Raw genomic sequence first — 21,716 nt, forward strand, 5'->3', positions numbered from 1 at the left:
TGTGGACAGGTGAAGTGCCGCTGACCCGTGGGCTGGCTACTGTCCGCGCATGGGGCTCCGGGACCGCAGCGACACCGAACTTCTGGCCGCGCACGTCGCCGGCGACCACACCGCTTTCGGTGAGCTCTACCGCCGCCACGAGCATCGGCTGCGCCGGCTGGCCCGGCGCACCATCGGGTGCCGCGACGACGCCGAAGACGCCCTGCAGGACGCGATGCTCTCGGCGCACCGCGGCGCGGGGTCGTTTCGCCATAACGCCGCGGTCGGCAGCTGGCTGCATCGAATCGTGGTGAATGCCTGTCGGGACCGGCTGCGGCGCAACAGGTTTCACCAGGTGGAGCTACATGACGAGATGTCCTGGGTCGCCGACCGCACCGCCGAGGTCGATACCGCCCTGCAGGTCCGTGCGGCGCTGCGCCGGCTGCCCGCCGGACAGCGGGCCGCGGTGGTGGCCGTCGACATGGCGGGCTACTCGATCGCCGAGGCCGCCGCCGCGCTCGGGGTGGCGCCGGGCACCATCAAGAGCCGATGCGCGCGGGGCCGGGCCCGGCTGGCGATCCTGCTGGGCCGGATACCCTTGCACTGCCATGGATGCAGGTGATCGAGACGGCCGGGGCCACCCGGCGCATTCCAGCCGGCCGCTGCCCCGGTTCAACCGGATCGCCGCCGGTGTCGGCGGTGGCGCCGCACTGCTGGCCATCGCGGTCGGCACGGCGGCGCTGATCCGTTCCCCCGGTGACACCGCCAGCGGCCCGCGCACCCTGGATGCGATCACCGTGTCGGCTGAGCCCACCGCGACGCTGCCGCTGACCGGGCCGGAGATCCTCGCGCTGCTGGACCGCAGCCCCGAGTACGGCGCACTGGCCGACCCGGCCCGCCGGATCGGCTGCCTGGCCGGCCTCGGCTACCCGGCTTCGACCCGGGTGCTGGGCGCCCGCGAGGTAGAGATTCGTGGGCATCCCGGGGTGGTGCTGGTGCTGGCCGGCGAGCAGACCGGCAGCTATGTCGCCGTCGCGGTGTCTCCCACCTGCAGTTCCGCCGATACCGGTCTGCTGGCAGATACCACCGTGCGCAGCCCTTAGCGGCCGCGGGAACATCCTGCCCCTACGCTGACGTTGCTAGCCCCTGAAACCAGATCCGAAAAGGAAAGGCCCTGGATGTCCTCGCAGCCTGAGACGCCGTCGGTCCACGACGTGATCATCATCGGTTCCGGTCCGGCCGGCTACACCGCCGCGATCTACGCCGCGCGGGCCCAGCTGGCTCCGCTGGTGTTCGAGGGAACCTCGTTCGGCGGGGCGTTGATGACCACCACCGAGGTGGAGAACTTCCCCGGCTTCCGCAACGGCATCATGGGGCCGGAGCTGATGGACGAGATGCGCGAGCAGGCGCTGCGCTTCGGCGCCGACCTGCAGATGGAGGACGTGGAGTCGGTGTCACTGGAGGGTCCGGTCAAATCCGTGACCACCGCCGACGGCCAGACCCACCACGCCCGCGCGGTCGTGCTGGCCATGGGCGCCGCAGCGCGCTACCTGAACATCCCCGGCGAGCAGGAGTTGCTGGGCCGGGGAGTCAGCTCGTGTGCCACCTGCGACGGATTCTTCTTCCGCGACCAGGACATCGCCGTGATCGGCGGCGGTGACTCGGCGATGGAGGAAGCCACCTTCCTGACCCGGTTCGCCCGCAGTGTGACGCTGGTGCACCGCCGCGAGGAGTTCCGCGCCTCCAAGATCATGCTCAAACGCGCGCAGGAGAACGAGAAGATCCGCTTCCTCACCAACGCCACCCCGGTGGCGGTCGAGGGTGAGAGCACCGTGACCGGCCTGCGGGTGCGTGACACCGTGACCGGCGCCGAGAGCACCCTGGCGGTGACGGGCGTGTTCGTCGCGATCGGCCACGATCCCCGCTCGGAGTTGGTGCGCGGTGCCATCGACCTCGACGCCGACGGCTATGTGCAGGTCACGCACCCGAGTTCGCGCACCTCGCTGGAAGGGGTGTTCGCCGCCGGTGACCTGGTGGACCGCACGTATCGGCAGGCGATCACCGCCGCCGGAACCGGCTGTGCGGCCGCGATCGACGCCGAACGCTGGCTGGCCGAAGCAGCCGAATCGCAGGACGACACCGCAACCCTGATGGGAGCACAGAAGTGACCGACAACCACCACACCGTGACCGTCTCCGACGCCACCTTCGCCGCCGATGTGCTGGCCAGCAGCAAGCCGGTGCTGGTGGACTTCTGGGCAACCTGGTGCGGCCCCTGCAAGATGGTCGCCCCGGTACTGGAGGAGATCGCCGCCGAGCAGGCCGCCGAGCTGACCGTCGCCAAGCTCGACGTGGACGCCAATCCTGCCACCGCTCGCGATTTCAACGTGGTCTCGATCCCCACCCTGATCCTGTTCAAAGACGGTCAGCCGGTGAAGCGGATCGTCGGCGCCAAGGGCAAGGCGGCGCTGCTGCGCGAGCTCGCCGACGCCGACTGACCACCTCGTCGTTTACCGAAAATCGGGCCGCGTCTGAGACAATGCTGGCGGATCTGCCGTCAACCGTCGGCTAAATCACGGCTGCCACAGCGGCCACAGCGACGACCAGGGAGGGCCAGGCCATGCCGGGTCGGCATCGCGGCGCGCACGACGTATTGCGCCGTGGCGACCGCAGCGGCGCGGTGGTCGAGATCCGGGCCGCACTGGCCGCGCTGGGCCTGCTGAACAGCCCCGACGCGGATCTGAGCACCGGCAAGCACGTGGCGCTGGATGTCTTCGACGACGAGCTGCTCCAGGCGGTGCGCGCGTTTCAGCAGCAGCGCGGCCTGCTCGTCGACGGCGTGATCGGCGAGGCCACCTTCCGTGCGCTCAAGGAGGCGTCCTACCGGCTGGGCGCGCGGATCCTCAACCACCAGTTCGGTGCGCCGATGTACGGTGACGACATCGCCACGCTGCAGGCCCGCCTGCAGGATCTGGGCTTCTACACCGGCATGGTCGACGGCTATTTCGGTATCCAGACCCACAATGCGCTGATGTCCTACCAGCGCGAGTACGGGCTGTGCGCTGACGGCATCTGCGGTCCGGAAACGTTGCGCTCCTTGAACTTTCTCGCTTCCCGGGTCAGCGGCGGTTCACCGCACGCGATCCGCGAGGAGGAGTTGGTGCGGCGCTCGGGGCCCCGGCTGTCCGGCAAGCGGATCGTCATCGATCCCGGCCGCGGCGGCAGCGACCACGGCCTGATCACCCAGACCCCCTCAGGTCCGATCAGCGAGGCAGACATACTGTGGGACTTGGCAAGTCGGCTCGAAGGCCGGATGACGGCGATCGGTATGGAGACGTTCCTGTCCCGGCCGCATGGCCGCGGGCCGTCGGATGCGGAACGCGCCGCGACCGCCAACGCGGTTGGTGCCGACTTGATGATCAGCCTGCGTTGCGCGGCCCATACCAGCCCGGCGGCCAGCGGGGTGGCGTCGTTTCACTTCGGCAACTCGCACGGCTCGGTGTCGACCATCGGCCGTAGCCTCGCCGACTTCATTCAGCGAGAGATTGTGGCGCGCACCGGTTTACAGGACTGTCGCGCTCACGGCCGGACCTGGGACCTACTGCGTCTGACTCGGATGCCCACCGTCGAGGTCGACGTCGGCTACATCACCAGTCCGCGCGATCGCGGTTTGCTGGTCTCCCCCGCCACCCGCGACGCGATCGCCGAAGGCATGCTGGCAGCCGTGAAGCGGCTCTACCTGCTCGGCAAGAACGACCGGCCCACCGGCACTTTCACCTTCGCCGAGTTGCTGGCCCACGAACTGTCGGTCGAACAGGCCGGCCGGCTCACCGGCGGTTAGGGGCGCAGCTGGTCAGCCGGACGCCGGGGCCCCCGCCCCGATCGGCTGGGCGATCCGGGAGCTCTCCAGCAGCCGCTCCAGCGCAGCCTCCACCTCGGCCTTCCAGCCCAGTCCCTTGTCCAGTTCCAGCCGGAGCCGCGGGAAGTACCGGTGCGGTGCCACGATCGTGAAGCCGGCGTCGAGGAGGACTTCTGTCGCGATGACGCAGTGCTCGACCGAGCAGTCACCGACTGCCTCCAGCACCGGCGCAACATCGGGCGGGACCGCCAGCGGGTCCAGTAACTCCCCCACCTCCGGTGTGCGGCCGAACGCCTCCAATGCGCGGACGCCGCGGCGCATGAGTTCGTTGACGGCGTGGCCGATCAGCTCCCGCGGCAATCCGTCAGCCATCGCGGCGGGATCGACACCCATCGACATCAGCAGGACCGCATCGGCCGAGACCGGCGCCGTCGGGAACCGGTCAGCCCGCGGCACCGTCCGCGGCGGGGCGTAGAGCACGTAGCCCAGGCAGTCCGGGTCGCCGATCGCGCGGGTGGCGGGCGACGGGGTGGCGACCTGACCGCAGCATCCCCACTCCAGCATCACCATCGAGAGCCAGGCTTCCTTTTCGAACTCCGGATCTGAGAGGTGTTCGTCGTTGCCGAGGGTGGCCGGATCGACCTCCCAGAAGACACAGCGGCGGGCGTGCTTGGGAAGTTGCTCGAAACCCTCGAGCTTCAGGGGTGCGATTCGGACAGCCACTCAACTCCCGGTCTCAAACCGTGCTGTCACTGCTGACAGCTCCTTAAGGATAGGAGGAATACGCCACCGGATGCCACCATCGGTGACCGCGAGTGCCGTCGTCCCGCTCTGAGACGCAACCTATTGTTGCTCAACATGTTTCACTCGATCGGACACCGTCCGAGAGTCATACCGTCACAGTGACGTAATTGCCGTGTGGGGTAGGACGTCGGTTGGTCGGGGTTGTTCCGGTTGTTCGGCGCCGGTTGGCGGTTTCAGTCGTTCGTCGAGTCCATCAGCGCGACGATCCGCTGCAAATCGTCGACAGACCCGAACTCGACGACGATTTTGCCCTTCCGCTTGCCCACACTGACCGTCACGCGGGTGTCGAACGCGGTCGACAGCTTCTCCGCGAGGTCTTGCAGACCCGGCATCTGAATCGGTTTGCGCCGGGGCGCGGCGGGCGGCGGGGGGCCGTTGCGGTTGGCCAGAGTGACCGCTTCCTCGGTGGCCCGTACCGACAGTCCTTCGGCGACGATCCGCGCCGCCAGTGCCTCCTGGGCCTCCGGACCGGCCTCCAGCGACAGCAGGGCCCGGGCATGGCCGGCCGACAAGACGCCCGCCGCGACCCTGCGCTGGACCGCGATCGGCAACCGCAGCAGGCGGATCATGTTGGTCACCAACGGCCGGGATCGCCCGATCCGGGTGGCCAACTCCTCGTGGGTGACCCCGAACTCTTCGAGCAACTGTTGGTAGGCGGCCGCCTCTTCCAACGGGTTCAGTTGCACCCGGTGGATGTTCTCCAGCAGTGCGTCGCGCAGCAGGTTGTCATCCTCGGTCTCCCGCACGATGGCCGGGATGGTCTCCAGGCCGGCCTGCTGGGAGGCGCGCCAGCGGCGCTCCCCCATCACCAACTGATACCGCGGTGCCCCAGCCGTGGCGCCCGCTACCTCCCGGACGACGATCGGCTGCATGAGCCCGAACTCCCGGATGGAGTGCACCAGTTCGGCCAGCGCCTCGTCGTCGAAAACCGTTCGCGGCTGACGGGGGTTCGGCTCGATGTCACTCGGGCGGATCTCGCGGTAGACCGCGCCGGCTTCGACCGCAGGCGCCGGGGAAGCGCCGGGCCGCCCGCCCATGACCACGTCGGCCGCGGCGTCGCCCAACCGCGGCCCCAGCGGCCCGCGGTCTCCCGAGGTCTCGTCGCCGGGCCCGGTCGGGATGAGCGACGCCAAGCCGCGGCCCAGGCCGCCCTTCTTCCGCGATGGTCCGGTCACCTGCGCCGCCCCTCCCCTGTGTCTGCCGCATCGCGCTCGACGAGCTCGCGGCTGGCGTCCAGATAGCTCATGGCCCCGCGCGAACCGGGGTCGTAGTCGATGATGGTCATGCCGTAGCCGGGCGCCTCCGAGACCTTGACGCTGCGCGGGATCACCGTCCGCAACACCCGGTCACCGAAGTACCCCCGCACCTCGTCGGCGACCTGGTCGGCGAGTTTGGTGCGGCCGTCGTACATCGTCAGCAAGACGGTCGTCACCTCCAACTGCGGGTTGAGATGCGCCTTGACCATCTCGATGTTGCGGACCAGTTGGGACACGCCTTCCAAGGCGTAGTACTCGCACTGGATGGGGATCAACACCTCCGGTGCCGCGACCAACGCGTTCACCGTCAGCAGGCCGAGCGAGGGCGGGCAGTCGATGAAGACGTAGTCGAAGCCGAAGCCGTCCAACTCACTCAACGCGGTCCGCAGCCGGTTCTCCCGCGCCACCATGCTCACCAACTCGATCTCGGCGCCGGCCAGATCGATGGTCGCCGGGATGCAGAACAGTCGTTCGTTGTGCGGGCTCTGCCGCAGCGCGGCCTGCACCGGCACCTCGCCGATCAACACCTCGTAGGACGACGGTGTACCGGACTGGCGATCGGTGATGCCGAGCGCCGTGCTGGCGTTGCCCTGCGGGTCGAGGTCGATCACAAGTGTCTTGATGCCCTGCACCGCGAGCGCCGAGGCGAGGTTGACCGCCGTAGTGGTCTTGCCGACGCCGCCCTTCTGGTTGGCCACCGTGAAGATCCGGCGGCGCTGCGGCCGGGGCAGGCGGTTGCGGGTGTGCAGCACCTGCATCGCGCGTTCCGCCGCGGCGCCGATCGGGGTGTCGAGGTCGGTCGATGTTTCACGTGAAACGGAGGCTTGCGTTGTTTCACGTGAAACGGGGCCGCCTGGGTTGCTCATTCTGATCTCCTGGTGGGCCGTCGCGTCGAGCTTCCCCGCGTCGGGCTTGCTGCGGTCCGGCGCCGTGGGCGCGCCGCCTTGGGCTCCCCTCGCAGCGCCATCACCACGGTCGCGGGCGGGGTTAAATAGTTCACGCCACATCTCACCACCCTTACGTCGTCTGCGCCTAGCGCGATCATCGCGCGGCGATGCTCCTCGATCTCCGCCTCTGCCCGCTCGCCCTTCATGGCGATCATTCGCCCTCCGGTGCGAAGCAGCGGCATGCTCCATCGGCAGATCTTGTCCAGCCCGGCGACCGCCCTTGAGACCACCGCGTCCTGTCCCACGACCACGTCGCGCACAGGCTGATCCTCGGCACGACCACGTACCACTGTCACGTCACCGAGTCCTAGTTCGTCGACCGCCTCGCGGAGGAAATCGCTGCGACGCAGTAGCGGTTCCACGAGTGTCACGCGCAGGTCCGGCCGAGCGATGGCTAACGGTATCCCTGGCAGCCCGGCGCCGCTGCCGATATCGACAACCCGCTCATCCGCTTCGAGAACCTCCGCGACGGCCGCGCAGTTGAGTAGGTGGCGGTCCCAGATCCGGTCGACTTCCCGCGGCCCGATCAGGCCGCGCTCGACGCCCGGCCCAACCAGAAGTTGCGCATAGCGGCGGGCGATCGGGAGCCGTCCGCCGAAGACGTCGCCGGCACTGTGCGGTGGTCCAGGCCCCGCTGCGTCCGCGACATGTTTCACGTGAAACGTTCCTCCGGCTTCCCGGGGACGGAGCGCGGGCCGAAATTACCCACGTGTAATTTCGGCTGCTGAGTCCGTCAGTCCCGCCGAACCACGACTCGTCGGGCCGGCTCGACGCCCTGACTCTCGCTGTGCACACCCGCGACGGCCGCCACCGCATCGTGGACGATCTTACGTTCGAACGGGCTCATCGGAGACAGTTCCTCGTCAGCACCACTGTCCAGCACTCGGCGGGCCACCTCGTCGCCCAGTGCCGTCAGATCGTCGCGGCGACGCTTGCGCCAGCCGGCGATGTCGAGCATCAGGCGGCTGCGCTCACCGGTCTTTTGATGCACCGCCAGGCGGGTCAGCTCCTGCAGCGCGTCGAGCACCTCGCCCTTGCGGCCCACCAGCTTGGTCAGATCACTGCCGCCGTCGATGCTCACGATGGCACGGCGGCCCTCGACGTCGAGGTCAATGTCGCCATCGAAGTCCAACAGGTCGAGCAACTCCTCGAGGTAGTCGCCGGCGATCTCGCCCTCGGCAACCAGACGGTCCTCCAGGTCCACCCCCGGCGCCGCGGCCGGCTCTCCCGTCTCGGCGGGGGTCTCCCCCGGCGCCTCGGTGGCCCCTTGGGCGTCCACCGCGTCGCGCTCGGTGGTCTCTGAATCAGTCGTGTCGGTCATGTCGTCTCCCTCCGTGTCCGGCTGCTCACGCGCCGGCTGGCTTGTGGCGGTCTGTCACCGCTTGCGTTTCCTGGGCTTGGAACCGGCTCCGGGGCGGCCGCCGCGGGCCGCCGGCCGGGCCGGGTTGCGCTTGACGGGCTCGGCCCGGGTCACCTCTGGCGCGGTAGCCGTGTCCCCGTCGGCCTCCGCGTCGGCGGTCTCGGCCTTAAGTGCATCGCTGTCGCCCGCAGCGTCACTGACCGCGGCGCGACCAGATCGCTTGGGCTTGGCACCGGGGGCCGGTGCGTTGGCAGCGCGGCGACGCAGCGCCTCGTCCTTCTTGGCCTCGTCCTCCTTGGCGATGAGCCCGAAGACGTAGTGCTGCTGGGCGAACGTCCAGATGTTGTTGGAGAACCAATACAGGATGATGGCCAGTGGCAGGAACGGTCCACCGACGACGACGCCGAGCGGGAACACGTACAGCGCCAGCTTGTTCATCATCGCGGTCTGTGGGTTGGCGGCGGCTTCCGGACTCTGCCGCGCCACCGACGCCCGGCTGTTGAAGTAGGTCGCGATGCCCGCCGCGATCATGATCGGCACCCCGACAGCGATCACCGATAACCGGTTGAACTCAGTGAATGCCGTCAGGCTGGTGCCTTGCTGGATCATGGTCGCACCCAGCGGTGCGCCGAACAGGTTCGCGTCGAGGAAGTGGCCGACATCGGTGGCGCTGAAGAAGTAGTTGCCCAGTTCCCGGTTCTGCTCCGGGGTCAGGCCCAGCTGCCCGATCCCGGTCGTGGTGCGGTTGAACGAGCGCAGTACGTGGAACAGGCCCAAGAACACCGGGACCTGAGCCAGCATCGGCAGGCAGCCCAGGATCGGGTTGAACCCGTGCTCGCGCTGCAGCTTCTGCATCTCCAGCGCCATACGCTGGCGGTCCTTGCCGTACTTCTTCTGCAGCGCCTTGATCTGTGGCTGCAGTTCCTGCATCTGCCGGGTGGTGCGGATCTGCTTGACGAACGGCTTGTAGAGGATGGCCCGCAGGGTGAACACCAGGAACACCACCGACAGCGCCCACGTGAAGAAGTTCGCGGGGCCGAGAAAAAGGCCAAAAGCCTTGTACCACAACCACATAATGCCCGAAACCGGGTAGTAGACCCAGTCCAGACTCCATGGATCAAAGGTCAATGGACTCACTCTCCCTCGCTTGCGGCTCGGGTATCGGATCCCAGCCACCTCGGTGCCACGGTCCACACTTTGCCAGCCGCACCAGCGCCAGCCAGCTCCCATGAATCAGCCCGTACTCGCTCAGCGCATCCACCGCGTACTGGCTGCAAGTCGGCATGAACCGACAACTCGGCAGTCGCAGCGGCGACACCATGTGCCGGTAGAGCTGGATGACGAAGATCAGCGCCCGAACGGGGGCTGCGGTGATTGCGTTCATCAGCGTGCCGCGTCTCGGGTTCGCCGGATCGAGGACAGGCCGTCACGCAACTGGGCCCGCAGTGTCTGTGAGGTGGCGCCGTTGCTGCCCGGCAGGGCGCGAATCACCAGCTGTTCGGCCGGCGCCAATTCACCGATCACGTCGCGTGCCACGTGCCGCAGCCGCCGGGCCACCCGGTGACGATCCACCGCCGAACCCACCGACTTGGCAATGATCAAACCCACTGCCGGGGGCGATGATTGAGACTCGACATCCGTCGAAGGCTCCGGACGCCGACCGTAGACCACGATATCGGGCTGTACCGCCCGTCGGCCGCGCTTGACCGTCACACCGAAGTCGGCCGAGCGTCTCATCCGGTATTGCGCCGGAAGCACAGCCGTGCCGCCGTGTTCAGGCGGTCAGCGAGCGACGGCCCTTGCTGCGCCGGGCGGTGACGATCGCACGACCGGCGCGAGTCCGCATCCGCAGCCGGAAGCCATGCACCCGGGCCCGACGACGGTTGTTGGGCTGGAAGGTCCGCTTGCCCTTGGCCACGGCACACTCTCCTTATTGCATCTCGCGTCGCGTCTGCCCGACACACCGGATGCCCGTTGTGCCTGCCGCACGCGACGCACTGGGTAAGTTCGGTGAACTTCTGCGTCTTTGCTCGTAACCGGCGCGGTCTCCGGCTTGGGGCCGGTCGCTGCCGTATCGCCAGCGTTCGGGCGACTGTTCGAGGGTACTGATGCAACTTCGCTGGGTCAAACCCCGGCTAGACAACCGTCTCTGAGGCAGACGAACCAATCGCTCTGTTAACACTGGTCTCACCTGTCTCAGCTGTTCAGAAGCCCGGCGCTTTGCGGCCAGTCATCTGCCCAAAAGGTGTAGTCCCCCGCCCAGAAACCTGTTAGCTTCCTTGCCAACACCGTTTCATCACTCGATCGGTGAGCGTCCACGGAGTCAAGCGGACCAAGGGGCCGGCGCCTCAGATATCAGAAGAACGTCTGGGGTGGCCGTTGCCGAGTAACCGGGCCGGCGGGCCCCGACGGAGAACGCGCATCTCATCCACAGCTGTGGATAACTGTGTGGATAGCATGCCCTACGATGCTCAAGCAGGATATCCATTCCAGTCACGGCATCGAATCAGGGGGATGGAGCATTGACCGATGACCCCGGAACGGCGTTTCTCAGCCTATGGGACGAGGTCGTCGCCGAACTCAACGGTGAATCCCCGGAAGCGGACCCCCCGACACCTGCTCTGACACCGCAGCAGAAGGCCTGGCTGAACCTGGTTCACCCGTTGGCCATCGTCGAGGGATTCGCGCTGCTCGCGGTGCCGAGCAGCTTCGTCCAGAACGAGATCGAACGCCACCTGCGTTCCCAGATCACCGCTGCACTCAGTCGCCGGCTCGGTCACCAGATCGAGTTGGGCGTCCGTATCGCTCCGTCGGAGTCCGAGAACCAGGCCACCCCGGCGGCCGACAGCACGCCCACCGCGGCCGATGATGACCTCGACGACGAAGACGACACCACCGATGTCGCCTATGACTGGCCCAATCACTTCACCGAGCGTCCCAGCGACGACTCGACCACCGCCGACGGTGCCAGCCTCAACCGGCGCTACACCTTCGACACGTTCGTCATCGGTACCTCGAACCGGTTCGCCCACGCCGCCTCCCTGGCCATCGCCGAAGCACCCGCCCGCGCCTACAACCCCCTGTTCATCTGGGGTGAGTCGGGCCTGGGCAAGACTCACCTACTGCACGCGGCAGGCAACTACACCCAGCGACTCTTCCCCGGGATGCGCGTCAAGTACGTCTCCACCGAAGAGTTCACCAACGACTTCATCAACTCCCTGCGCGACGACCGCAAGGTCGCCTTCAAACGCAGCTACCGCGATATCGACGTGCTGCTGGTCGACGACATCCAGTTCATCGAGGGCAAAGAGGGTATCCAGGAAGAGTTCTTCCACACCTTCAACACGTTGCACAATGCCAACAAGCAGATTGTCATCACCTCCGACCGGGCGCCCAAACAGCTTGCGACACTGGAGGATCGGCTTCGCACTCGGTTCGAGTGGGGGCTGATCACCGACGTTCAACCACCCGATCTGGAGACCCGGATCGCGATTCTGCGCAAGAAGGCACAGATGGAGCGACTCGATGTTCCCGGCGACGTGCTGGAGTTGATCGCCACCAGCATCGAGCGCAACATCCGCGAACTCGAAGGCGCGCTGATCCGCGTCACGGCCTTCGCCTCACTGAACAAGACACCAATCGACCGGGCCCTGGCCGAGATCGTGCTGCGCGACCTCATCGCCGACGCCAGCACCATCCAGATCAGTGCCGCGATCATCATGGCCGTCATCGCCGAGTACTTCGACATCACCGTCGAAGAACTGCGCGGTCCGGGCAAGACGCGGCCGCTGGCCCAGTCCCGTCAGATCGCGATGTATCTGTGCCGTGAGCTGACCGACCTCTCACTTCCCAAGATCGGCCAGGCCTTCGGCCGTGACCACACCACCGTGATGTACGCCGAACGCAAGATCCGCAACGAGATGGCCGAACGCCGCGAGGTCTTCGATCAGGTCAAAGAGCTCACCACCCGGATCCGGCAACGGGCCAAGCGCTGACCGCCGCATCCACCGGGTGGGTGTCAACTTTCTCCGCAAGAAACTTTCGACACTCTGTTATCACCAGTCACTGTCCACACCTGTGGATGCCGCTGCGGACAACCTGTCGAGGATCCGGGCACCAACCGCCCGCGATACACACACATCATCGTCATACACAGACACCCACGGCCGGCTCCGCGTGTCACTCACCGGCCCTCCCCAACGTCACAACCCCGTTCAACAGCGCAGATGCCCCGCTGTCCCCAGATTCCACAGGACTTATTACTAATACTGAAATCTCTTCATCGATTCTCTTTCAAAACAGGACGTTGGGGATTCAGCGCGGATCTCCCTGTTCACAACTAGACGAAGCCGCCCCGGCGCCCTGCCTTCGGTGTCTGGGATTAACTTTCAAGACGGGCGTCGAGGCTCTACGGTTGTGACCTACCGCTCTTACGCCTGGCGTAGGGCGTTTCGTGACGAAGGGACACTATGGACGCGGCGACCATGAACGCGGGCCTTACCGACTTGAGGTTCCGGCTAGACCGAGACGACTTCGCCGATGCGGTGGCGTGGGTAGCCAAATCCCTGCCGGCCCGGCCGACGGTTCCGCTGCTGGCAGGTGTGCTGCTGACCGGCTCGGACGACGGCCTGAAGGTGTCGGGCTTCGACTATGAAGTCTCCTCTGAGGTACAGCTCGCGGCGGAGATCTCTTCCCCGGGAAGTGTTTTGGTATCCGGTCGGCTGCTTTCCGACATCACCAGAGCGCTGCCGGCCAAGCCGGTCGAGGTCCAGGTGGAGGCCACCAGGGTGTCGTTGACGTGTGGCAACGCACGGTTCTCGCTGCCGACCATGACAGTCGAGGACTACCCGACGCTGCCGACGCTGCCCGATGAGACCGGCACACTTTCCGCTGATGTCTTCGCCGAGGCGATAGGTCAGGTGGCAGTGGCCGCAGGCCGCGACGACACCCTGCCGATGCTGACCGGAATCCGAGTGGAGATCTCCGGCAACACAGTGGTTTTGGCCGCTACCGACCGCTTCCGATTGGCGGTCCGGGAACTCACCTGGTCGGCGGCTCCCGGTACCGAGGCCGCGGTGTTGGTCCCGGCCAAGACTCTGGCCGAGGCGGCCAAGGCCAGTACCGACGGCACCGACGTGCATCTTGCGCTCGGCGCGGGCTCTGAGGTGGGCAGCGACGGCCTGCTGGGTATCACCAGCGCCGGCAAGCGCAGCACCACCCGGCTGCTGGACGCGGAGTTCCCGAAGTTCCGCCAACTGCTGCCCAGCGAGCACCTCGCGGTGGCCACGATCGGCGTGGCCGAGCTGACCGAGGCGATCAAGCGCGTGGCCCTGGTGGCCGACCGCGGTGCGCAGGTTCGGTTGGAACTGTCCGAGGGGACTTTGCGGCTCTCGGCCGGTGCCGAAGATGTCGGCCGAGCCGAAGAGGACCTGCCGGTCGACTTCGTCGGTGAGCCGTTGACCATCGCGTTCAACCCGACTTATCTGACCGACGGCCTGGGTTCGCTGCACAGTGAACGAGTGTCGATGGGTTTCACCGACCCGAAGAAGCCTGCTGTGTTGCGGCCGGCCGGCGCCGACGACGCGCAGCCGACCGGAAGCGGCCCGTTCCCGGCGGTAGCCTCGGACTACGTGTACCTGTTGATGCCGGTTCGCCTGCCCGGCTGATCGGCGCGACTGCGACGACGGGAGGGGTGGGTTTCGCGTGTATATCCGTCACCTGGGCCTGCGCGACTTCCGATCCTGGGCCCAGATCGACCTCGACCTCGAGCCGGGTGCCACGGTCCTGGTTGGGCCCAACGGGTACGGCAAGACCAATCTCGTTGAGGCACTGTGGTATTCGTCCACACTCGGCTCACATCGGGTGGCTACCGACGCACCCTTGATCCGTTCGGGTGCGTCCCGGGCCGTGGTATCGACGATCGTGGTCAATGAAGGCCGCGAGTTGGCGGTCGATCTTGAGATTGTCGCCGGACGCGCCAACAAGGTCCGGTTGAACCGCGCCCCGGTCCGTCACGCCCGCGAGGTGATCGGTGTGCTGCGGGCGGTGCTGTTCGCCCCCGAAGACCTCGCGCTGGTGCGCGGCGATCCCGGCGAGCGCCGCCGATACCTCGATGAACTGGCCAGCGTGCGCCGGCCGCGGATCGCCGCGGTACGTGCCGACTATGACAAGGTGCTGCGCCAGCGGACCGCGCTGCTCAAGAGTGCGTCCGGGGCGCTGTACCGCGGCGACCGCTCGGTCCTGGACACCCTCGATGTCTGGGATGCCCAACTGGCCGCACACGGCTCGGAATTGATGGCGGCCCGCATCGAGTTGGTGAATCAGCTTGCGCCCGAAGTGGAGAAGGCCTACCAACTGCTGGCCCCGGGCCCGCGGGCGGCGGGCATCGTCTACCGACCCAAACTGGAGGTCACCGACGGTCAGGTCGGCGAGAGCCCGGCCGAGCTACAGGATGCACTGCTGGCGGAATTGGCGAGTCGCCGCCGGGCGGAGTTGGAGAGAGGCGTCTGCCTGGTCGGCCCGCACCGCGACGAACTGGAACTCAGTCTTGCCGAGAAACCCGTGAAAGGCTTTGCCAGCCACGGTGAATCGTGGTCGATGGCGTTGTCGCTGCGGTTGGCGTCCTATGAACTGCTACGCAGCGAGGGCCCCGAGCCGGTGTTGCTGCTGGATGACGTGTTCGCCGAATTGGACGCGGCGCGGCGCCGCGCACTGGCCGACGTCGCGGCCTCCGCCGAGCAGGTGCTGATCACCGCCGCCGTCCCCGACGACATACCCGGCCAGTGGTCGGCCCGCCAAGTCGGTATCACCGTCGCCGAAGACGACCACGGCAGGGTCTCGGAACTCTCCGGTGGGCCGACGTGACCGACCCCGAGGACCCGCAGCCTCCGGCACAACTGGCCGGCCTGGCCGGGATGGATCTGGTCCGTCGAACCCTGGCCGAAGCCCGGGAGGCGGCACGCAGTCAGGGCAAGGACGTCGGGCAGGGCCGCCGGGCACCACTGCGGCGCCGCGCGCCCGGGGCCGGTGGGGGCCGCCGTCGTTGGTCCGGTCCGGCTCCGGACGGCCGTGACCCCCAGACCCTCGGTGCGGCCACCCACGACCTGGCGCAGGCGCGCGGCTGGTCGGCACAGGTGGCCGAGGGAACGGTGCTGGGCCGGTGGAGTTCGGTGGTGGGTGAGGACATCGCCTCACACGCCGTCCCGACGAGGTTGGCCGAAGGGGTGCTCAGCGTGTCGGCCGAGTCCACCGCCTGGGCCACCCAGCTGCGGCTGGTGCAGGCGCAGCTGCTGGCGAAGATCGCCGCGACGGTCGGCGACGGGGTGGTGACCAGCCTGAAGATCACCGGTCCCAGCGCGCCGTCCTGGCGCAAGGGACCGCGGCATGTGTCGGGCCGCGGCCCGCGCGATACCTACGGATAGGTCCGGCCACCCACCGCTGAGCGGCGCTACGAGCTGAGAAATCCCGTCGTCGAGCGATCGGACACACCATCGACCGCGATATCCGCGCCACGACGCAATCAGATGGGTGGAAACACCCGGAGAAAATGCCCGCCGCCGGGCCGTCACGGTAGACTGTTGCGGTATCCAGCGCACCCACTCGGAGTGGTGTGACGAATGCTGGCTTGTGACCCTGAGGAGAGCTTCCCGACCGTGGCTGCCCAAAACCAATACGGTGCCGATTCGATCAAAGTTCTCGAAGGCCTCGAAGCCGTTCGCAAAAGACCCGGTATGTACATCGGCTCCACCGGTGAGCGCGGCCTGCATCACCTGATCTGGGAAGTCGTCGACAACGCCGTGGACGAGGCGATGGCCGGCTTCGCGACCAAGGTCGCGGTGCGCATCCTCGAAGACGGTGGCGTCGAGGTCACCGACGACGGCCGCGGCATTCCGGTGGCAATGCACGCCACCGGTGTCCCCACCGTGGATGTTGTGATGACCGTGCTGCACGCCGGCGGAAAGTTCGAAGAGGGTGCCTACACGGTCTCCGGTGGACTGCACGGTGTGGGAGTCTCCGTCGTCAACGCCCTGTCGAGCCGACTGGAAGCCGACATCCTCCGTGACGGGCACGAATGGTTCCAGACCTACGACAAGTCCGTGCCGGGAACCCTGCGCCAGGGCGACAAGACCAACAAGTCCGGCACCACCATCCGGTTCTGGGCGGACCCGGACATCTTCGAGACCACCACTTATGACTTCGAGACCGTCGCACGACGCCTGCAGGAGATGGCTTTCCTCAACAAGGGCCTGACCATCGACCTGACCGACGAGCGGGTTCGGGTCGAAGAGGTCGTCGACGAGGTGGTCAGCGATACCGCCGATGCGCCGAAGACCGCCGAGCAGCAGGCCGCCGAAGCCCAGGGGCCGCACAAGGTCAAGCACCGCACCTTCCACTACCCCGGCGGACTGCGCGACTTCGTCGCGCACATCAACCGCAGCAAGACCCCGATCCATCAGAGCGTGGTCGACTTCGACGGCAAGGGAACCGGACACGAAGTCGAGATCGCCATGCAGTGGAACAACGGCTATTCGGAGTCGGTGCACACCTTTGCCAACACGATCAACACCCACGAGGGCGGCACTCACGAAGAGGGCTTCCGGTCCGCGTTGACCAGCGTCGTCAACAAGTACGCCAAGGACAAGAAGCTGCTCAAGGACAAGGACCCCAACCTCACCGGCGACGATATCCGCGAGGGCCTGGCCGCGGTCATCTCGGTGAAGGTGTCCCAGCCGCAGTTCGAGGGCCAGACCAAGACCAAGCTGGGCAACACCGAGGTCAAGTCGTTCGTACAGAAGGTCTGCAACGAACAGCTGGGCCACTGGTTCGAGGCGAACCCGGCCGAGGCCAAAACCATTATCAACAAAGCCGTTTCGTCGGCCCAGGCCCGAATGGCAGCGCGCAAGGCACGAGAACTGGTGCGGCGCAAGAGCGCTACAGACCTGGGTGGGTTGCCCGGCAAGCTGGCCGACTGTCGCTCGAATGACCCGAGTAAGTGCGAACTGTATGTGGTGGAGGGTGATTCGGCCGGCGGCTCGGCCAAGAGCGGCCGTGACTCGATGTTCCAGGCCATTCTGCCGCTGCGCGGCAAGATCATCAACGTGGAGAAGGCCCGTATCGACCGGGTGCTCAAGAACAACGAGGTCCAGGCGATCATCACCGCCCTGGGCACCGGCATCCATGACGAGTTCGATCTGGCCAAGCTGCGCTACCACAAGATCGTGTTGATGGCCGACGCCGACGTCGACGGTCAGCACATCTCCACGTTGCTGCTGACCCTGCTGTTCCGTTTCATGCGGCCACTGGTCGAACACGGGCACGTCTTCCTGGCGCAGCCGCCGCTGTACAAACTCAAGTGGCAGCGCGGAACTGCGGCCGAATTCGCCTACTCCGACCGTGAGCGCGACGGTCTGCTCGAAGCGGGCAAGGCGGCCGGCAAGAAGATCAACATGGACGACGGCATCCAGCGTTACAAGGGTCTCGGTGAGATGGACGCCAAGGAACTGTGGGAGACCACCATGGATCCGACGGTGCGAGTGCTGCGCCAGATCACCCTGGACGACGCCGCCGCGGCCGACGAGCTGTTCTCGATCCTGATGGGCGAGGACGTCGAGGCGCGCCGCAGCTTCATCACGCGCAACGCCAAAGACGTTCGCTTCCTGGATGTTTAGGGATATACCGCGCCATTTAGCGCCCGCTGACCTCCTTGCCTGCTGATACGAACGAGGAATAGATGACAGACACCACGTTGCCGCCCGGAGACGACTCGGTAGACCGGATCGAACCGGTCGACATCCAGCAGGAGATGCAGCGCAGCTACATCGATTACGCGATGAGCGTCATCGTCGGCCGCGCACTGCCCGAGGTGCGTGACGGCCTCAAGCCGGTGCACCGCCGGGTCCTCTACGCGATGTACGACTCCGGTTTCCGCCCGGACCGCAGCCACGCGAAATCCGCGCGCTCGGTTGCCGAGACGATGGGTAACTACCACCCGCACGGCGACGCCTCGATCTACGACACCCTGGTCCGGATGGCCCAGCCGTGGTCGCTGCGCTACCCGCTGGTCGACGGCCAGGGCAACTTCGGCTCGCCGGGCAACGACCCCGCGGCGGCGATGCGTTATTGCGTCACCGGTGATTCGCTGGTGCGGTTGCCCTTCGGGCAGTCCGTGCGAATCGCCGACGTGGCCGCGGGCGCTCGGCCCAACTCCGACAGCGTCGTCGAGTTGAAAGTTCTTGACCGGCACGGCAATCCGGTTGTCGCCGACCGGCTGTTCCACTCCGGGGACCATGAGACATACACGGTGCGAACTGCCGAGGGCTACGAAGTCACCGGCACGGCGAACCACCCGTTGCTGTGCCTGGTGAACGTCGCCGGGGTACCGACGCTGCTGTGGAAGCTGATCGAGGAGATCGGCCCGGGCGATCATGTTGCGCTGCAACGCACACAGCCGACGGAGTTCGGACCGGCGGAATGGCGCGCAACGATGGAAGCCCTTTTGGCGGGCGCGTTCGTCAGCGAAGGCTTTATCTCCAAGAATCGTGCAGGCTTCAACAACCTCGACGTCGATTACTTCAACATGGTCCTCGCCGCCTACGACGCGGTGGTGGGTGGTACGCGATATGTATCGCGGCGGGTCATCAAGTCCGGGTCGCTGCTGCATGAACTCGACATCCAGAACCTCGAGGCCCTCAAACGCTCCCGACTGGCGGACCTCATCGGTCAGCGGTCCGCGGACAAGTCCATCCCAGACTGGATCTGGCAGGCCCCAGCCGCGGTCAAGCGAGCCTTCCTCCAGGCTTTGTTCGAGGGCGACGGATCTTGCTCAGCCTTGCCCCGCAACTCGATTCAGGTCTCGTATTCCACGCGCAGCAAGCGCTTGGCCCGCGACGTGCAGCAGATGCTGCTGGAGCTCGGCGTGGTGTCGAAGCGGTATCGGCACGCCACCGGTGAGCACAAAGTCGTCATCACCAACCGCAGCCAGGCCGATCTGTTCGCGAACCAGATCGGCTTCGGCGGTGCCAAACAGGAGAAGCTGGTCGGGATCCTTTCGACATTGCCGCCCAGCGCCGGCATGGACAGCGATCACGTTCCAGGATTGGGAACGTTCATCCGGGACCATTGCGGCAGTGGCCGGGTCGACGAGAACTGGCTGCGCAGGCACAACGTCGATCGACTCTCGCGTTGGCGTCGAGACGGGGCGGAGATCCTGGGCCGCATCGCCGACCCCGACGTCCGCGCAATCGCCACCGACCTCACCGACGGCCGGTTCTACTACGCCGAGGTCGAGTCGGTCACCGCAGCCGGCACGCAGCCCGTCTACAGCCTGCGGGTGGACACCGAGGACCACGCGTTCATCACCAACGGGTTCGTCAGCCACAACACCGAGGCCCGTCTCACTCCCCTGGCTATGGAGATGCTGCGCGAAATCGATGAGGAGACAGTCGATTTCATCCCGAACTACGACGGCCGGGTGCAAGAGCCGACGGTGCTGCCGAGCCGGTTCCCCAACCTGCTGGCCAACGGCTCCGGCGGTATCGCGGTCGGTATGGCGACCAACATCCCGCCGCACAACCTGCGCGAACTCGCCGAGGCGGTGTTCTGGTGCCTGGACAACCACGAGGCCGACGAAGAGGCCACCCTGGAAGCGGTGATGGAGCGGGTCAAGGGCCCCGACTTCCCCACCTCCGGGCTGATCGTCGGCTCGCAGGGCATCGGTGACGCCTACCGGACCGGGCGCGGCTCGATCCGGATGCGCGGCGTGGTCGAGATCGAGGAGGACGCGCGCGGGCGGGCCCTGCTGGTCATCACCGAGCTGCCGTACCAGGTGAACCACGACAACTTCATCACTTCGATCGCCGAGCAGGTGCGCGACGGAAAGTTGGTGGGAATAGCCAACATCGAGGACCAGAGCAGCGACCGTGTGGGCCTGCGGATCGTCGTGGAGGTCAAGCGCGACGCGGTGGCCAAGGTGGTGCTGAACAACCTCTACAAGCACACCCAGCTGCAGACCAGCTTCGGCGCCAACATGCTGTCGATCGTCGACGGGGTGCCGCGCACTCTGCGGCTGGATCAGATGATCCGCTACTACGTGGCGCATCAGCTCGACGTGATCGTGCGGCGCACCACCTATCGGCTGCGCAAGGCCAACGAGCGGGCGCACATCCTGCGCGGTCTGGTCAAGGCGCTCGACGCCCTCGACGAGGTCATCGCGCTGATCCGGGCCTCGGAGACCGTCGATGTCGCCCGGGCGGGCCTGATCGACCTGCTCGACATCGATGACATTCAGGCACAGGCGATCCTGGACATGCAGCTGCGCCGGCTGGCTGCCCTGGAACGCCAGAAGATCATCGACGACCTGGCCAAGATCGAAGCCGAGATCGCCGATCTGGAAGACATTCTGGCCAAGCCGGACCGGCAGCGCGGGATCGTCAAGGACGAGCTCGCCGAGATCGTCGAGAAGTACGGTGACGATCGGCGCACCCGGATCATCGCCGCCGACGGCGACGTCGCCGATGAGGACCTGATCGCCCGCGAAGACGTCGTGGTGACCATCACCGAGACCGGCTACGCCAAACGCACCAAGACCGACCTCTACCGCAGCCAGAAGCGCGGCGGCAAGGGCGTGCAGGGCGCCGGCCTCAAGCAGGACGACATCGTGGCGCACTTCTTCGTGTGCTCTACTCACGACTGGATCCTGTTCTTCACCACCCAGGGCCGGGTGTATCGGGCCAAGGCCTATGACCTGCCGGAGGCACTGCGCACCGCGCGCGGCCAGCACGTGGCGAACCTGCTGGCCTTCCAGCCCGAGGAGCGCATCGCCCAGGTCATCCAGATCAAGAGCTACGAGGACGCGCCGTATCTGGTGCTGGCCACCCGCAACGGTCTGGTCAAGAAGTCCAAGCTGACCGATTTCGACTCCAACCGCTCCGGCGGCATCGTTGCGATCAACCTGCGCGACTCCGACGAACTCGTCGGTGCGGTGCTGTGCTCGTCCGAGGAAGACCTGCTGCTGGTGTCGGCCAACGGCCAATCCATCCGGTTCTCGGCGACCGACGAGGCGCTGCGGCCGATGGGCCGGGCCACCTCCGGCGTCCAGGGCATGCGCTTCAACGCCGACGACCGGCTGTTGTCGCTCAACGTGGTCAGCGAAGGCACCTACCTGCTGGTCGCCACCGCCGGCGGTTACGCCAAGCGGACGGCAATCGAGGAGTACACCGCGCAGGGCCGGGGCGGCAAGGGCATTCTGACCATCCAGTACGACCCGAAGCGTGGCAGCCTGGTCGGGGCGCTGATCGTCGACGAAGACAGCGAGCTGTACGCGATCACGTCCGGCGGCGGGGTCATCCGCACCGCGGCACGGCAGGTTCGCAAGGCCGGCCGGCAGACCAAGGGCGTTCGGTTGATGAACTTGGGCGAGGGCGACACACTGATAGCCATTGCCCGTAATGCCGACGAAGAGGCGGCCGACGAGGACGCGGGTAGCTGAATTCGGCCCGAGACCGGTCCGGACAC

General features: G+C 66.6%; 20 protein-coding genes. 11 read left to right on the plus strand and 9 right to left on the minus strand.

All coding sequences use genetic code 11. The features are described from left to right. Positions 1 to 49: 49 nt before the first annotated feature. The 5 genes from sigM (at position 50) to K6T84_RS15200 (ending at position 3,819) form a co-directional block, all read left to right on the plus strand. Positions 50 to 601: an RNA polymerase sigma factor SigM gene (sigM, locus tag K6T84_RS15180; protein ID WP_224863738.1), complete on the plus strand. Its 552-nt coding sequence runs from the start codon at positions 50 to 52 to the stop codon at positions 599 to 601. Continuing rightward, entirely contained in the window at positions 588 to 1,082 is a 495-nt protein-coding gene (locus K6T84_RS15185) for an RsmA family anti-sigma factor (protein ID WP_224863740.1), read from the plus strand. The genes sigM and K6T84_RS15185 overlap by 14 nt, the downstream gene beginning before the upstream one ends. 75 nt (positions 1,083 to 1,157) lie before the next feature. After that, complete coding sequence (gene trxB / locus K6T84_RS15190) at positions 1,158 to 2,147, plus strand: thioredoxin-disulfide reductase (RefSeq protein ID WP_224863742.1); 990 nt, start codon at positions 1,158 to 1,160, stop codon at positions 2,145 to 2,147. Continuing rightward, complete coding sequence (gene trxA / locus K6T84_RS15195) at positions 2,144 to 2,476, plus strand: thioredoxin (RefSeq protein WP_225397924.1); 333 nt, start codon at positions 2,144 to 2,146, stop codon at positions 2,474 to 2,476. Before trxB ends, trxA begins: the two co-directional genes overlap by 4 nt. Positions 2,477 to 2,598: 122 nt before the next feature. Next, positions 2,599 to 3,819 (plus strand): N-acetylmuramoyl-L-alanine amidase, encoded by a 1,221-nt coding sequence (locus K6T84_RS15200; RefSeq protein ID WP_224863745.1) that lies wholly within the window; start codon positions 2,599 to 2,601, stop codon positions 3,817 to 3,819. Between the two features lie 12 nt (positions 3,820 to 3,831). Here K6T84_RS15200 and K6T84_RS15205 read toward each other — a convergent pair whose 3' ends face one another. The 9 genes from K6T84_RS15205 to rpmH all read right to left on the minus strand — a co-directional run bounded on the left by K6T84_RS15205 (position 3,832) and on the right by rpmH (position 10,122). Continuing rightward, a complete protein-coding gene (locus tag K6T84_RS15205) occupies positions 3,832 to 4,560 on the minus strand; it encodes an acetyltransferase (protein ID WP_224863747.1) in 729 nt (242 codons plus the stop codon). A gap of 254 nt (positions 4,561 to 4,814) precedes the next feature. After that, positions 4,815 to 5,816 carry a ParB/RepB/Spo0J family partition protein gene (locus tag K6T84_RS15210; RefSeq protein WP_224863749.1) on the minus strand — a complete coding sequence of 334 codons (1,002 nt, stop codon included), beginning with the start codon at positions 5,814 to 5,816 and terminating at the stop codon, positions 4,815 to 4,817. Then, positions 5,813 to 6,763: a ParA family protein gene (locus K6T84_RS15215; protein WP_224863750.1), complete on the minus strand. Its 951-nt coding sequence runs from the start codon at positions 6,761 to 6,763 to the stop codon at positions 5,813 to 5,815. Before K6T84_RS15215 ends, K6T84_RS15210 begins: the two co-directional genes overlap by 4 nt. Continuing rightward, a complete protein-coding gene (gene rsmG / locus K6T84_RS15220; protein ID WP_224863751.1) occupies positions 6,760 to 7,500 on the minus strand; it encodes a 16S rRNA (guanine(527)-N(7))-methyltransferase RsmG in 741 nt (246 codons plus the stop codon). Before rsmG ends, K6T84_RS15215 begins: the two co-directional genes overlap by 4 nt. Positions 7,501 to 7,577: 77 nt before the next feature. Beyond that, positions 7,578 to 8,165 carry a Jag family protein gene (locus tag K6T84_RS15225; RefSeq protein ID WP_224863753.1) on the minus strand — a complete coding sequence of 196 codons (588 nt, stop codon included), beginning with the start codon at positions 8,163 to 8,165 and terminating at the stop codon, positions 7,578 to 7,580. A gap of 54 nt (positions 8,166 to 8,219) precedes the next feature. Then, positions 8,220 to 9,278: a membrane protein insertase YidC gene (gene yidC / locus K6T84_RS15230; protein ID WP_408066124.1), complete on the minus strand. Its 1,059-nt coding sequence runs from the start codon at positions 9,276 to 9,278 to the stop codon at positions 8,220 to 8,222. Between the two features lie 43 nt (positions 9,279 to 9,321). Further along, positions 9,322 to 9,588 (minus strand): membrane protein insertion efficiency factor YidD, encoded by a 267-nt coding sequence (gene yidD / locus K6T84_RS15235; RefSeq protein ID WP_224863757.1) that lies wholly within the window; start codon positions 9,586 to 9,588, stop codon positions 9,322 to 9,324. Then, positions 9,588 to 9,962 (minus strand): ribonuclease P protein component, encoded by a 375-nt coding sequence (gene rnpA / locus K6T84_RS15240; RefSeq protein WP_224863759.1) that lies wholly within the window; start codon positions 9,960 to 9,962, stop codon positions 9,588 to 9,590. The genes yidD and rnpA overlap by 1 nt, the downstream gene beginning before the upstream one ends. Positions 9,963 to 9,978: 16 nt before the next feature. Next, positions 9,979 to 10,122, minus strand: a complete 144-nt coding sequence (gene rpmH, locus K6T84_RS15245; RefSeq protein ID WP_024442093.1) for a 50S ribosomal protein L34 — start codon at positions 10,120 to 10,122, stop codon at positions 9,979 to 9,981. 604 nt (positions 10,123 to 10,726) lie between these two features. On the opposite strand from rpmH, the gene dnaA reads away from it, so the two are divergent. From dnaA to gyrA, 6 genes are all read left to right on the plus strand, one after another. Continuing rightward, a complete protein-coding gene (dnaA, locus tag K6T84_RS15250) occupies positions 10,727 to 12,199 on the plus strand; it encodes a chromosomal replication initiator protein DnaA (RefSeq protein WP_224863761.1) in 1,473 nt (490 codons plus the stop codon). 474 nt (positions 12,200 to 12,673) lie between these two features. Further along, positions 12,674 to 13,870 carry a DNA polymerase III subunit beta gene (gene dnaN, locus K6T84_RS15255; protein ID WP_224863764.1) on the plus strand — a complete coding sequence of 399 codons (1,197 nt, stop codon included), beginning with the start codon at positions 12,674 to 12,676 and terminating at the stop codon, positions 13,868 to 13,870. 37 nt (positions 13,871 to 13,907) lie between these two features. Further along, on the plus strand, positions 13,908 to 15,068 hold the full coding sequence (gene recF, locus K6T84_RS15260; protein WP_225401037.1) for a DNA replication/repair protein RecF: 1,161 nt from the start codon (positions 13,908 to 13,910) through the stop codon (positions 15,066 to 15,068). After that, positions 15,065 to 15,625, plus strand: coding sequence for a DUF721 family protein (locus K6T84_RS15265; protein ID WP_224863766.1), 561 nt, complete (start codon positions 15,065 to 15,067; stop codon positions 15,623 to 15,625). Before recF ends, K6T84_RS15265 begins: the two co-directional genes overlap by 4 nt. A 195-nt stretch (positions 15,626 to 15,820) precedes the next feature. Continuing rightward, entirely contained in the window at positions 15,821 to 17,872 is a 2,052-nt protein-coding gene (gene gyrB / locus K6T84_RS15270) for a DNA topoisomerase (ATP-hydrolyzing) subunit B (protein ID WP_225401038.1), read from the plus strand. Between the two features lie 62 nt (positions 17,873 to 17,934). Continuing rightward, the gene (gene gyrA, locus K6T84_RS15275; RefSeq protein ID WP_225401039.1) at positions 17,935 to 21,690 is read left to right on the plus strand and encodes an intein-containing DNA gyrase subunit A; all 3,756 of its coding nucleotides are present in this window, start codon (positions 17,935 to 17,937) and stop codon (positions 21,688 to 21,690) included. Positions 21,691 to 21,716: the final 26 nt, after the last annotated feature.

Source organism: Mycobacterium zoologicum (assembly GCF_020181635.2).
Lineage (GTDB): Bacteria > Actinomycetota > Actinomycetes > Mycobacteriales > Mycobacteriaceae > Mycobacterium > Mycobacterium zoologicum.

What these genes read in the sequence shown, in the direction of transcription:
- sigM (WP_224863738.1), top strand. Translation starts at nt 50, where the DNA reads ATGGGGCTCCGGGACCGCAGCGACACCGAACTTCTGGCCGCGCACGTC.
- K6T84_RS15185 (WP_224863740.1), top strand. Translation starts at nt 588, where the DNA reads ATGGATGCAGGTGATCGAGACGGCCGGGGCCACCCGGCGCATTCCAGC.
- trxB (WP_224863742.1), top strand. Translation starts at nt 1,158, where the DNA reads ATGTCCTCGCAGCCTGAGACGCCGTCGGTCCACGACGTGATCATCATC.
- K6T84_RS15200 (WP_224863745.1), top strand. Translation starts at nt 2,599, where the DNA reads ATGCCGGGTCGGCATCGCGGCGCGCACGACGTATTGCGCCGTGGCGAC.
- K6T84_RS15215 (WP_224863750.1), bottom strand. Translation starts at nt 6,763, where the DNA reads ATGAGCAACCCAGGCGGCCCCGTTTCACGTGAAACAACGCAAGCCTCC.
- K6T84_RS15225 (WP_224863753.1), bottom strand. Translation starts at nt 8,165, where the DNA reads ATGACCGACACGACTGATTCAGAGACCACCGAGCGCGACGCGGTGGAC.
- yidC (WP_408066124.1), bottom strand. Translation starts at nt 9,278, where the DNA reads ATGTGGTTGTGGTACAAGGCTTTTGGCCTTTTTCTCGGCCCCGCGAAC.
- yidD (WP_224863757.1), bottom strand. Translation starts at nt 9,588, where the DNA reads ATGAACGCAATCACCGCAGCCCCCGTTCGGGCGCTGATCTTCGTCATC.
- dnaN (WP_224863764.1), top strand. Translation starts at nt 12,674, where the DNA reads ATGGACGCGGCGACCATGAACGCGGGCCTTACCGACTTGAGGTTCCGG.
- gyrB (WP_225401038.1), top strand. Translation starts at nt 15,821, where the DNA reads ATGCTGGCTTGTGACCCTGAGGAGAGCTTCCCGACCGTGGCTGCCCAA.
- gyrA (WP_225401039.1), top strand. Translation starts at nt 17,935, where the DNA reads ATGACAGACACCACGTTGCCGCCCGGAGACGACTCGGTAGACCGGATC.